The sequence below is a fragment of the Sinorhizobium fredii USDA 205 genome, from assembly GCF_001461695.1.
Classification (GTDB): domain Bacteria; phylum Pseudomonadota; class Alphaproteobacteria; order Rhizobiales; family Rhizobiaceae; genus Sinorhizobium; species Sinorhizobium fredii.
On the sequence record NZ_AUTC01000136.1, the window covers coordinates 37,897 to 51,155 of the forward strand.

7 protein-coding genes and 1 pseudogene are annotated in these 13,259 nt (G+C 64.5%); 6 read left to right on the plus strand and 2 right to left on the minus strand.

From position 1 onward, the window contains the following. The first annotated feature begins 22 nt into the window (after positions 1-22). Together N181_RS15240 and N181_RS15245 are read left to right on the plus strand one after the other, a co-directional pair. The gene (locus N181_RS15240) at positions 23-5,641 is read left to right on the plus strand and encodes a translocation/assembly module TamB domain-containing protein (protein WP_037398009.1); all 5,619 of its coding nucleotides are present in this window, start codon (positions 23-25) and stop codon (positions 5,639-5,641) included. A 68-nt stretch (positions 5,642-5,709) separates the two neighbouring features. Beyond that, positions 5,710-6,453 (plus strand): APH(3') family aminoglycoside O-phosphotransferase, encoded by a 744-nt coding sequence (locus N181_RS15245; RefSeq protein ID WP_153451750.1) that lies wholly within the window; start codon positions 5,710-5,712, stop codon positions 6,451-6,453. A gap of 254 nt (positions 6,454-6,707) precedes the next feature. Here N181_RS15245 and N181_RS15250 read toward each other — a convergent pair whose 3' ends face one another. Together N181_RS15250 and N181_RS15255 are read right to left on the minus strand one after the other, a co-directional pair. Beyond that, entirely contained in the window at positions 6,708-7,184 is a 477-nt protein-coding gene (locus N181_RS15250) for a VOC family protein (protein ID WP_037398011.1), read from the minus strand. 102 nt (positions 7,185-7,286) lie between these two features. Then, positions 7,287-7,721 (minus strand): Lrp/AsnC family transcriptional regulator, encoded by a 435-nt coding sequence (locus tag N181_RS15255; RefSeq protein WP_014330004.1) that lies wholly within the window; start codon positions 7,719-7,721, stop codon positions 7,287-7,289. 141 nt (positions 7,722-7,862) lie between these two features. On the opposite strand from N181_RS15255, the gene rocF reads away from it, so the two are divergent. From rocF to N181_RS15275, 4 genes and pseudogenes are all read left to right on the plus strand, one after another. Further along, positions 7,863-8,786 carry an arginase gene (gene rocF / locus N181_RS15260; protein WP_037398013.1) on the plus strand — a complete coding sequence of 308 codons (924 nt, stop codon included), beginning with the start codon at positions 7,863-7,865 and terminating at the stop codon, positions 8,784-8,786. Between the two features lie 61 nt (positions 8,787-8,847). Then, the gene (rocD, locus tag N181_RS15265; RefSeq protein WP_037456218.1) at positions 8,848-10,053 is read left to right on the plus strand and encodes an ornithine--oxo-acid transaminase; all 1,206 of its coding nucleotides are present in this window, start codon (positions 8,848-8,850) and stop codon (positions 10,051-10,053) included. Between the two features lie 304 nt (positions 10,054-10,357). Continuing rightward, positions 10,358-10,837 (plus strand): chemotaxis protein CheW, encoded by a 480-nt coding sequence (locus N181_RS15270; protein WP_012709572.1) that lies wholly within the window; start codon positions 10,358-10,360, stop codon positions 10,835-10,837. 414 nt (positions 10,838-11,251) lie between these two features. Continuing rightward, a pseudogene (locus N181_RS15275) lies at positions 11,252-12,982 on the plus strand (methyl-accepting chemotaxis protein); the annotation flags it as partial. Positions 12,983-13,259 lie beyond the last annotated feature (277 nt).

Sequence of the window (13,259 nt, forward strand, 5' to 3'; positions counted from 1 at the left end):
TAACATGGTCTATGGATAGGACATGAATCAGGTCATCGGCACATTTCGATCAGCGCTGCGCTATTTCTTCGCCTTTCTCGGCGTGCTCGTCGTCGCGCTGCTTCTCCTCGTCGCCTTCCTCGGCTTCACCGTGCCCGGCGCGCGCGTCGTCGCCTGGGCGATCGAAAAATATGCGGCGACGCCCGACCAGATCGTCCGCATCTCCGATCCGGGCGCGCTGCTGACCGGCGACTTCACCGCCGGAACGGTGACGCTCTTCGACGGCGAGGGAATCTATGCGGAGGTCCGCGACCTTTCGGTCAGCTGGACGCCGGCCGAACTTCTGTCGATGCGCTTCGATGCAAGCCACATTTCGGCAGGCTCCGTCCGCCTCGAACGGCTGCCGATCCCCTCCACCGAGACGAAGGAAGTCCGAAGAACCCTGGCCCTGCCGGTGGACGTGAAGATTGAAGCCCTTGATCTCAAGGAGATCGTCATCGGCAAGGCGATCGCCGGCAAGGATCAGTTCCTGACCGCCAGGGGCAAGGTCGACGCCACCAATTCGAGCATCGCGCTCGCCTTCGATGCGGCCGAGCGCGACCGTCCGGAGGCACGCGCCGTCGCCGATCTCGTCTTCAATCCGGCCGGCAACGAGCTGAAGCTCGAGGCCGAGGTTGCCGAACCGAAGGGAGGGCTGGTGGCCAAGCTGCTGCGGCTGCCGGGCGAACCTTCGGTCGATATCCGGCTCACCGGACAGGGGCCGCTTTCCGACTGGACCGGCTCCGGCACAGCTTCGCTCGACGGCAGCGAGCTTCTTCGCCTCGAAGGCCGCCACGTGCTGGCGGCCGATGGCATGCACAATCTTGCACTCACCGGCGGCGGCGCTTTCGCCCAGCTGATGCCGGCCGCCTTCAGGCCACTTTTCGAGGGAACGAGCAGCATCGACCTGACGGCCGCCTTCGACGGGAAGAGCAAGGTCCGGATCGAAGCGGGCAAGCTTGCGACCGGCGCCTTGACGCTCAACGCCTCGGGAACGGTCGACAGCCGCGGCGAGAACAATCTTCAGGCGAGCCTCGCCGGCACGAGCGGCCCCTTCGATTTCGGCTGGCCGCTGAAGGACGGCGAGCTGCAGGCGCGTATCAACACCGCCAACCTGTCGCTGATCGGCGATGGCCAGTCGGCAATTCTCGACATCGCCGCCGACATCGCCTCGCTCGGCCTGCCGCAGGGAAATCTCGGTGCCATCCGGCTCTCGGCGCAAAGCGACGCCTTCAACCTCGAAACGCAGTCCGGGTCGCTGAAGACGGCGGTGGAGATCGGCGAGACGCGCTTCACAAGCGCCGATCTCGACCGGGCGATTAAGGCCCCCATGAAGCTTGCCGGTACGATCGCCATTGCGCCGGACGATATCCGATTCGACCCGTTGACGATCGAAAGCCCCGGCATCGGCGGCTCCCTCACCGGCAGCCTCGAGCGTCGTGTCGGTGCGATCGATGCTGCGTTCAAGCTCTTCGCCGTTCCGGGCGTGCTGCCGCCGGCGCTCGCCGAAAAGTTCGAGAAGACGATCGCCGTCTCCGGCAATCTGCTCACCGAAGAGGACGGCAGCGTTCAGGTGAGCGGCCTTGAGATCAAATCCGAAGCCGTCGAAGCCTCCGGCTCGCTTACACTTTCGGGCGAGACGCTGACTGCCGATCTGAAGGGCGCGATTCCGGATCTCGGCCGGTTTTTGCCCGACGCAAAGGGTAGCGCCGCCTTCCAGGCGACCGCCTCCGGCCCCTTGGCCAAGCTCGACGTCAAAGCGGAGATCACCTCGAGCGGCGCGACGCTTGCCGGACGCACCCTGAGCGATCTGACCATCAATGCCGATGCGACGGCGACGCCCGGCAGCCCCGAAGCGAAGCTGACCGCCACCGGCACCCTCGACGGCCAGGCGATCGACATTCGCGCCGACGTCGTCTCGAAGGACGGCCTTACCTCCGTTCCCGCGCTCGAAGCGAAAATCGGCGGCAACAGCTTGACCGGCACGATCGACCTGACGGCCGATTTCAAGCCGAACGGCAGGTTCGACTTCAACCTCCCCGACCTCGGGCTTCTCGCCGCCATGGCCGGCCAGCAGGCCTCCGGCGACCTTGCCGGTTCGGCAACGCTTGAGACCGTGAACGGCGTCACGTCGGTCGCGATCAAGGCCAATGGCAACAACGTAGCGCGGGACGCGCTGACGATCGCCAAGCCGGTCGTCGATCTCGGCATCGCCGACATTGCCAGACTGGCTATCAAGGGCAGCGTCAGTGCGGAAAGCATTGCGCAGGGCGAAAACCGGGTTTCCGACCTCACCCTCGCTTTCGAACAGCAGGGAAGCCGGACCGGTTTTTCGGCCGAGGGTCTCTATGACGGCGCGCCGCTCAAGGCAGCCGGCGAGCTGACGAGCGACGCCGGCCGCACCGAGATCCGCCTCGCCTCCGCCGCAGCGGTACCGAGACGCCTGCCGTTGCAGCTCGCCGGGCCGACCGTGATCGCCATCGAAAACGGCGTGGCCCATCTCGACGGCCTGACCATCCAGGCTTCGACCGGCACCGTCGCCATCTCCGGCACGGCCGGCGACCGGCTCGATCTCCGGGCGAACCTGAACGACCTTCCTGCCGTGCTCATCAACAGCTTCGCGCCGGCACTCGGCGCCGAGGGCACCGTTGCCGGCACCATCGACATAGACGGCGAGGCGCTGGCGCCGGTGGTCGTTTACGACCTCGCCTGGAGGGGTGCCTCCATGTCCTCGCTGCGATCGGGGGGGCTTGCCACGCAGGATCTGACCGCCAAGGGCACGGTCACCGTCTCGGAGGCGACGATCAGCTTCGACCCGACGACGATCGAGAGCCCCGGTTTCCGCGGCAATCTCACCGGCAGCCTCGCCCGCGCCGAGAAAACGGCGACGGCGAGCTTCGACGTCCGAGCCGAGCCGAACTTTCTGCCGCCTGGCCTTCAAGCGAGATTCGACGCACCGGTGGCTGTGTCCGGCAACGTCGAGACCGGCGGCGACGGCAGCGTCAAGCTGAGCGCCCTTGAGATCCAGTCCGGCACGGTCAACGCCAGCGGTTCGGCGACCATCACCGGAGGTCAACTGACCGCCGATGTCGAGGGCACGCTGCCCGATCTCGGCAAGCTGCTTGCCGACGCGGAGGGGAAGGCCGGCTTCAACGCCGACGTTTCCGGCCCGCTTGACGCGCTGGCCATCAAGGGAGAGCTGACCTCGAGCGGTGCAAGGCTTGCCGGCCGCTCGCTGTCGGACCTCATGGTCACCGCCGACGCAACCGTCAAGCCGGGGAGCCCGCAGGCAAAACTCACCGCGACCGGCGGGCTCGACGGCCAGCCGATCGATGTCCGGGCCGAAGTCGTGTCAGCGGATGGCCGCGCCTCCATCCCGACGCTCGAAGCGAAGATCGGCGACAACCGCGTCACCGGCGCGATCGACCTGACGGCGGATTTCAAGCCGAACGGCACCATCGACTTCAACCTGCCTGATCTCGGCCTGGTCGCCGCCATGGCCGGCCAGAAGGCATCCGGCGACCTTTCGGGCTCGGCGGCGATCAAAACGGCGAACGGAGTCACCTCCATATCGGTCAAGGCGAACGGCAGCAGCATCAAGCGCGACGCGCTGACGATCACCAAGCCGGTGGCCGATATCCGCATCGCCGACATCGCCGCTCTGGCGATCCGCGGCACCGTCAGGGCCGACAGCGTCGCACAGGGACAAAACCGCGTCTCCGCCCTCAAGCTGACCTTCGACCAGCAAGGCGGCAGGACGGGCTTCGACATCGCTGGCCAATATGACGGCGCGCCGCTTGTCGCCAAGGGCGATCTGGCGAGTGCCGGCGGACGCACCGAGATTCGCCTCGCTTCCTTCGCGGCAGCGCCGCGGCGATTGCCGCTGAGGCTCGCCAGGCCGACGGTCGTCGCCATCGAGAATGGTGTCGTGCGCCTTGGCGATCTGACCATCCAGGCGTCCAGAGGCACGATTGCCGTCGCCGGAACCGCAGGCGCGACGCTCGACATTTCAGCAAAACTCAATGCCTTGCCCGCCGCCCTGATCAACACCTTCGCGGCGACGCTCGGCGCCGAAGGGACGATCGATGGAACCGTCAATCTCAGCGGCACCGCCGCCGCGCCGGTCGTCAACTACGATCTGAGATGGAGCGGTGCGTCGGTTGCCGCTGCGCGCGGCGCCGGCGTATCGGGGCTCCAAATCGCGGCGAAAGGGCGGTTTGCCAACAACCGCGTCACACTCGACGCGACCGTCTCGGGACCGGGTGGCCTCTCCTTCCGGGGCGGCGGCCAGGTCGACGTCGCCGGCAACATGCCGATGTCGATGAAATTCGCCGGCGATGTGCCGTTCGCGCTGCTTGCCGGCATCATGGCCGAGCAGGGCTTCACCCTCACCGGCTCGGCGAGGGTCGATCTTTCCCTCTCCGGTTCGGCCAGGGCGCCGCAGATCGCCGGGACGGTCTCGACCACCGGCGGCCGGCTCGTCGACGTCCGGCGCAATCTCGCGCTCAATGACCTTGCGGCCAACGTCACGCTCGACGGCAGACAGGCGACGATCACCAGGCTTTCCGGCAATCTCGCCAGCGGCGGATCGATCGAGGCGAGCGGCACGGTGGGGATCGCTGCCGGTTCCAACTTCCCGGCCGACCTCCGCATTCGCCTCAACAACGCCACCTATGTCGACGGCACCCTGTTCACCGCAAATCTTGCCGGTGACCTGACGCTCAAAGGGCCGCTCGTCGCGACGCCGGTGCTCGGCGGGGCACTGACGATCCGCAGGGCGGCGATCACCGTGCCGGAAAGACTGCCGACCTCGCTCTCGGCAATCGACATCAAGCACAGGAACGCGCCGGCCGGGGTCAAACAGATGGCGCGCGATGTGCGCAGGGAAACGTCCGGTGGTGCGAACGGCGTCAACGCAAGCGGCGTCATCGCCTTCGATCTCGCCGTTCGCTCGCCCGGCCAGTTCTTCGTGCGCGGCCGCGGCATCGATGCCGAACTCGGCGGCGACCTGACGATCCGCGGCACCGCCGTTCGGCCGATCGTCTCCGGCGATTTCGACATGCGGCGCGGCCGGCTCGAAATCCTCGGCAAGCGGCTGACCTTCACCGATGGCCATATCGGTTTCGGCGGCGACCTCGTTCCGACCCTCGATCTCGACGCCAGCTCGAGCGCCGGTTCGACAACCATCACCGTCAACATCGCCGGGCCGGCCAACAACCCGACGGTGACCTTCTCCTCCTCTCCGGCGCTGCCGCAGGACGAGATCCTGGCGCAGTTGATCTTCAACCGGTCGCTGAACAACCTGTCGGCCTTCCAGATCGCCCAGCTCGCCTCGGCGGTCAGCCAGCTTGCCGGCGGCAGCTCGACGTCGCTGCTCGACGGCCTGCGCAACAAGCTCGGCGTCGACGACCTCGACGTCACCACCGACGAAAGTGGCGCCGCCCAGGTGCGGGCCGGCAAGTATCTCAACGACCGGACCTATCTCGAGCTGCAGCAAGGCTCGGACTCGGCCTCCAGCAAGGCGATCATCAATCTCGATGTCGGCCGCGGCGTGAAGCTGAAGGGCGAGGCCGCCGGCGACGGCGCAGCCGCCGGCGGCATCTTCTTCGAGCGGGAGTATTAGGCGAGGCAGCACCCACCAAGACCCTTCCCTGCACAGGGGCGAGGAGAGCAATCACCTGCGGGATCAACTTGAGTCTGCCATGCACGCCCAAGACATCGATTTTCCGCCGAGCGGCGTCGGCCGTATTCCTGCTTAAGGCGGACGGTCGCGCGCGCCTCGTCCTGAAACACGAAGAGGCAGGTCCCTTTGGCGAACTGGCCGACGAGGCGGCGCGCCTGGGATGGCTCGCGGGGGAGGGACTGCTCTGTCCACGCGTCAAAGCACAGGAGATTCATGCCGGCAGACATTGGCTGCTGATGGAGGCGGTAGAGGGCGTCGACCTTGCCAGCTCCAGACAGGCGCCGGCCCGACGCATTGCAGTACTCGCGGAGGCACTCCGCCGGCTTCACCGGCTGGATCCGACCCGCTGTCCCTTCGATCACCGGCTCGACAGTCGCATTGCCGCCGCCAAAGCACGGCTCGATGCAGGCCTCGTCGACGAGACCGATTTCGATGAGGAGCGGCTGGGCAGGACCGCGACAACCCTCTTCGGCGAAATTCAAGCGCGAAGGCCGAAAGGTGAGCGACTGGTGGTAACGCATGGCGATGCCTGCTTGCCCAACATCATCGCGCGCGAAGACGGCTTCGCCGGCTTCATCGACTGCAGCCGCATCGGCGTCGCCGACGTCCATCAGGACATTGCTCTCGCCTGCCGAAGCATCGCCTATAATCTGGGGCAAGACTGGGTTCGACCCTTCCTCGAGCTATACGGCTTGCCGAATCCAGATCCTGAAAAGCTCATTTACTACTGCCTGTTGGACGAGTTTTTCTAGCGGATATGCCGCGCCCTTCAGGCCTGGTTCAAACCGTGGCCACTGCGGTGCCTTGAGTTGGGCAGGACGGTGACGCCTGCAAGCTCATAGCTCTGGTGGTACGAGGGACGAGTTGGTGAAGCGTGTAGCGCCCCCAGCACCCTCGCTTTTCGCGGACCGTTGAGACATAAATGGAGGCGGCGCGGCATCCTAAGCCTCTCCCCCTTGTGAGGAGGGGTTGGGGAGGGGTCTAGGGCCAGGAGCACAACCCTCCTTCAAGCCGCGTTCCGCTCAACCCCGAAGACGTCCAGATCGCTCTCGTCGATCGCCATGAACAGCGCCCAGATATGACCGAACGGATCGATGAGCGCAGCGACGCGGTCACCCGTCGGCAGAGTCTCGACGGCGTTGCGCAGGCTGGCGCCGGCGCCCATCGCGCGGGCCAGCACCCGATCGACGTCGTCGACATGCAGCTCGAGGATCGCCGCGGTCGTGCCGAGCGCATGCGGCGAGCGCGGCCCGCCGAGGTGCGGTTCGGCATCCCGGCGCGGATTGGCGCCGGCCACCCGGAAGATCGAGGCGCCGATGCCAAGATCAGCGCTCGTCAGGATGCCGCTCCATTCATGGCGCTGAAGGAGCTCGGCGCCGAAGACGTCGCGATAAAAGGCGATTGCCCGCTCCTCGTCGCCGTGTCTGACGAACAGTTTTATGCAGATCTGTCGCGCCATTGCGCCGCCACCGGAAATGGCCATGACATCCTCCCTTGTTCGCTGAGACGAGACATCTTAGTCGAACAACGGAACAAAGCAAGAACAAACTGTCCTCAAGCGTCCCCATTTCCGCAGCGGCAGCGATCAGAAAGCGCCGGTCAATTTGCTGGTCTTGAGCAGGATGTTCGTTTCCGTGACGGTGATGCCGTCGATCAGGCGGATGCGGCGCAAGGTCTCGTCGAAGCTGGCGAGGTCGCGGTCCTCGAGTTCGGCGATGAAGTCCCATCGCCCATTGGTGCTGTGCAGCGCCCTCACCTGCGGCAGGCCGCGCAACTGCTCGGCGACGCGATCGGCCATCTTGCCGTGAACCTCGATCAAGACGACGGCGCGCACCCCGGAGGCGGGAATTTCCGATCCGGTCCGGATGGTGAAGGCTGCAATCGTTCCATTCGCCACCAGCCGGTCGATGCGCGCCGCGACGGTTGCGCGCGAGACGCCGGTCATGGCCGAAAGCGTTGAGACGGGGGTTCGCGCATTTTGCCGAAGGGCGCTGATGAGGGCCTGGTCGAGGTCGTCCATTCTCTGTCACTTTGTTAAATGAGGCTTATCAATATGAGAAGCGTAGCCTTCTAATCGGCAGTTTTCCATCTTTTTGCTGTCGCAGCTTTTGGCGATAATCCGCACCGACCCCACGGATTCGAACGGAGAGAAGAGGCGGATATGAAGACCATCACGTTGATCGGCGCACCCATCGAGGAAGGTTCCGGGCGCCGCGGCGCGGCCATGGGCCCGACGGCGCTGAGGATTGCCGGTATCGATACGGTCCTTGCCGACCTGGGCCATACGGTTCACGACGAGGGCGACCTGCGACCGCTGCCGGCCCGCGACCTCGCAAACCATGCGGGGGCGAACAATCTGCAGATGGTCGGCGCCTTCGCCCGTGAACTCAACGATGCAGTGCACGACACGGCCCGCAAGGGGCATTTCCCGATCATTCTCGGCGGCGACCACGCCCTGTCGATGGGCAGCGTCTCCGGCATGGCGCGCTATGCGAACGAGGTCGACCGGCCGCTCTTCGTGCTCTGGCTCGACGCCCATGCGGACTTCAACTCGCCCTCGACCTCGCCATCCGGCAATATGCACGGCATGCCGGTCGCCTTCTTCTGCGGCGAGGCGGAATTCGCTCCCATCCTCTCCCCCGACCGGCCGCTCGTCGACCCGAAAAGGGTCTACCAGGTCGGCATCCGTTCGGTCGACGCACGCGAGCGCGAGGAGATCGCCGAGCACGGCGTCAATGTCTACGACATGCGGGCCGTCGACGAGATCGGCATGGCCCATATCATGCGTCAGATCCTCGACGAGGTGCGCGCCGCCAACGGCTTGCTGCATGTGAGCCTGGATGTCGATTTCATGGATCCGGAATTTGCCCCGGGCGTCGGCACCACCGTGCCGGGCGGCGCCACCTTCCGCGAGGCCCACCTGATCATGGAGATGCTTTGCGACAGCGGCCTCGTCTCGTCGCTCGACGTCGTCGAACTGAACCCGTTCCTCGACGACCGCGGCAAGAGCGCCCGCATCCTGGTTGAGTTGACGGCAAGCCTCTTCGGCCGCCGCATCCTTGACCGTCCGACCCGGAGCGCCTGAGAATGGTCCGATCCGCGCCGCCGCCGAGGCGGCGGCGCGCAAGCATAGCGGAGAGCGATTGATGAAGACCACGGCAGCCCTGATCGAGACCGAACATCTGCTCGGCGCCCACAACTACAAGCCGCTCGACGTCGTGCTGACGCGCGGCGAAGGCGTCTTCGTCTGGGACATCGAGGGCAACCGCTATCTGGACTGTCTGTCGGCCTATTCGGCCGTCAACCAGGGCCATTGCCACCCGATGATCTTCAAGGCGATGATGGAGCAGGCGCAGAAGCTGACGCTCACCTCGCGCGCCTTCCGCAACGACCAGCTCGCTCTGTTCTACGAGGAGGTCGCCGCCCTCACCGGCTCGCACAAGGTGCTGCCAATGAATTCCGGCGCCGAGGCGGTCGAGACGGCGATAAAGGCGGTCCGCAAATGGGGATATGAGGTCAAGGGCGTCGCCGCCGACCAGGCGGAGATCATCGTCTGCTCCAACAATTTCCATGGCCGCACCATCGGCATTGTCGGTTTTTCGACCGATCCCGACTCGCATGACGGCTTCGGGCCTTTCGCGCCCGGCTTCAAGATCGTCCCCTTCGGCGACATCGATGCCTTCCGTGCCGCGATCAGCGAGAACACCGTCGCCTTCCTGGTCGAGCCGATCCAGGGCGAGGCCGGCGTGATTGTGCCGCCCGCCGGCTATTTCGCAGCAGTGCGCGAGCTCTGCACGAAGCACGGCATCACGCTTGTCCTCGACGAGATCCAGACCGGTCTCGGCCGCACCGGCAAGCTGCTCGCGGAAGAGCACGAGGGCATCGAAGCGGATGTGACGCTGATCGGCAAGGCGCTTTCGGGCGGCTTTTACCCGGTCTCGGCGGTGCTTTCGAACTCGGAGGTCCTCGGCGTCCTGAAACCCGGCCAGCACGGATCCACCTTCGGCGGCAACCCGCTCGCCTGCGCGATCGCCAGGGCGGCGCTGAAGGTGCTGACCGAAGAGGGCATGATCGAAAATTCGGCGCTGATGGGCGAGCGCTTCATGAAGGGGCTGACGGACATTCGCTCCAACATCATCAAGGAAGTCCGCGGCCGCGGCCTGATGCTCGCCGTGGAGCTCGTGCCGGAAGCCGGTGGCGCCCGCAAATATTGCGAGGCGCTGAAGGCGCGCGGCATCCTTGCCAAGGACACCCACGGCGACACGATCCGCATCGCCCCACCACTCGTCATCACCGCGACTGAGGTCGACTGGGCCCTCGAGCAATTCGCGGCGGTGCTTGCTTCCACCTGAGCCGCGCCCGTACCACGGACTAAAGCGCCGCGCGCCTATCAGGCGCGCAAAGGTCGCTGTAGCACTTTGAATTGCTGCATGTCTTTGTCCTTAAATCGAGGTCGATTTAAGGACACATGCAGTAGGATGCCGGCTTTCAGAAAACGAAAAAGCAAGTCTTAACGAATCCCGGCCTAGTATGCCGCCAAAGCGCAAGGCGGGCTCCCCGCGCATGATGCGGCTTGCGCCGCGCCGGATGTCGTCGGCGGTCCCATTACGAAGTCGCGCCTCGCGGGCGCCGACGGGAAGCCGGAAGGAGCTTCAAATGACAGGCACGTTGAAAACGGCTGGATTTGACGGCGAGACGCTGGAGATCATCGCGTTCCGCCTCCACGATCAGGAATTCTGCGTCAAGACGACGACGATCCGCGAGATCCGCGGCTGGGCGCCTTCGACGCCGATCCCACATTCGCCGCCGGAAGTGATCGGCGTCATGAACCTGCGCGGCACGGTTATCCCGATCATCGACCTCGCCCACAAACTCGGCATGAAATCGACCGTCGCCAACGAGCGCAGCGCCATCGTCGTCGCGGAAGTCCACAACATGGTGATCGGCCTCGTCGTCGACCGCGTCTCCGACATCCTGACGGTGCAAGGCAGCCAGGTGCAGCCGGTGCCGGAAGTCACCGCCTCCTTCGACAAGAGCTTTGCTGAAGGCATCATCGCCAACGAGAACGGAATGATCTGCTTCCTCAACCTCGCTCGCATGTTCAAGGAGCGCGAGGTGGAAGAGCTCGCCGCCTGACATTCGGCACCTCCAGCCGATCAAGGCCGTCTCGCTGCCCGCGAGGCGGCGTTTTTCGTTCGGGCGGTCTGCGTTGGGCGTACCGGCAACGGCCGGTATAAAACCGGAGCAGGCAATACAACTTTTGATGCGACTGCAATTTTCTACAACTGATATATGATAATTACTATTTTAATTTTGCATTAACTCAAAAAATCTAACGTAGATTGTATAAACGGCCGCAGGCATGAAGCCCAAGCTTTCCGAGATCTTCTCAATAAATCAAGCGCTGACCTGTGCGGGACCGCGCGGCCGACCAGACAGTCGACACATGACATTCTATTCTGTTCCCGGCAGCGAATGGCGACCCCGTCCGCATGCCTGGCGATCACGATCTCACCCCGTATTGACTTCGATTTAGCAAGCGAAACGAGTTTGGAGAGCAACCATGTTTCTTTTGCGAAGCGTTCGGATTCAAACCACATCATCGCGGCATTGTCGAAATCGCAGGCGATCATCCAGTTCGACCTCACCGGAAATATCCTCACCGCAAACGAGAATTTCTGCAAAGCCCTTGGCTACGGCCTTTACGAGATTGTCGGCCAGCACCATCGCATCTTCTGCCCTGCCGACTATGCCGCAACGCCCGAATATCGCGAGTTCTGGGCCCGTTTGGGCCGCGGCGAGTTCGACAGCAACGCCTATAAGCGCGTGACCAAGGGCGGGCGGGAAATATGGATTCAGGCGACCTACAATCCGGTCTTTCGCAACGGCAGGCCCTATAAGGTCGTCAAGTTCGCCACCGACATCACCGCCGCAAAACTCAAAGCCACGGAAGACGCGGGCAAGCTTGATGCGATCTCCCGCTCCCAAGCGGTGATCGAATTCACCCCGGCCGGGGAAATCATCACCGCCAACGAGAATTTCTGCAGCGCCCTCGGCTATCGTCTCTCGGAGATCGAGACGCGCCATCACAGCATGTTCTGCGAGCCGAACTACGCCCGCACGGCCGACTATAGCGATTTCTGGAGACGGCTTGCCCAGGGCGAATTCATCGCGGGCGAATTCGTCCGCTATGGAAAGGGCGGCAAGGAAATCTGGATCCAGGCCGCCTACAACCCGATCCGCGACCCCAACGGCAAGGTCTACAAGGTGGTCAAGTTCGCGACCGACGTGAGCGAACGCATGGCGGCGATCAATACGCTCGGCGCCGGCTTGCGTTCGCTGGCGGAAGGCGACCTGACACGGACGCTGGACACGCCTTTCGTGCCGAGCATGGAGGCGGTGCGCAATGACTTCAACGAGGCGATCGCCCGCCTCTGTCGCGCCATGCAGACGGTCGGGGAAAATGCCGGAGCGATTGCCGGCGGGGCACGCGAGATCAGGTCCGCCGCCGACGATCTGTCGAAGCGTACAGAACAGCAGGCCGCATCCGTCGAGGAAACGGCCGCAGCACTCGACGAGATCACCACCACAGTCGCCGATTCGAGCCGCCGGGCGGAGGAGGCCGGCCACCTCGTCGCCAAGACGAAGGACGGGGCCGAACATTCGAAGCTCGTCGTCCGGAATGCCATCGGTGCGATGGATCAGATCGAGCAATCATCGCGCGAGATCAGCAACATCATCGGCGTGATCGACGATATTGCCTTCCAGACCAATCTGCTGGCGCTCAATGCCGGCGTCGAGGCGGCCCGCGCCGGCGAAGCGGGCAAGGGTTTCGCGGTCGTGGCGACGGAGGTGCGGGAGCTCGCCCAGCGTTCGGCAAGCGCCGCGAAGGATATCAAGGCGCTGATCACCGCTTCCGGCGAGCATGTCCGCAACGGCGTCTCGCTTGTCGGACAAACGGGCGCCGCACTGGAGCAGATCCTCGTCCAGGTTCAGGACATCAACCTCAACGTCTCGGCGATCGTCGAAGCGGCGCGGGAACAGGCGACGGGCCTCAGGGAGATCAATCAGTCGGTCAACGCGATGGATCAGGCGACACAGCAGAACGCCGCCATGGTCGAGGAAAGCACCGCGGCAAGCCACGCCATGTCGCGCGAGGCAGAGGCTCTCTACGGCCTTCTTCGGCAATTCCGCATCGGTCAGGAATTCAACGGCGGTCCGACCGAATTGCGCGCCGATGCGCCCGCTTCACCGGCCCGGCCCCATCATGCAAAGGCGACCAGAGGCGCCCAGAAGCGAAACCTCGCGGTCGTGCCGGCGAAGGCTGACAGAATTTCTGAGCGCACCCCCCAAACCCCGCGCTTAGAGAAGGAGAAGGTGACACGGCGGGTCACCTTCCCCCGACTGCTTTCAGAGGTGAGGTGAAGACTACTCAAGAAAGCCCTCCCCAACCCCTCCCACAAGGGGGAGGGGCTCGGCGCCCGCTTCGGTCGCCTGCCATTTCCGACCTTCGCTTCCGATTGAAAGGTCGATCGGACATGAAGGGCGGTGCGGCAGG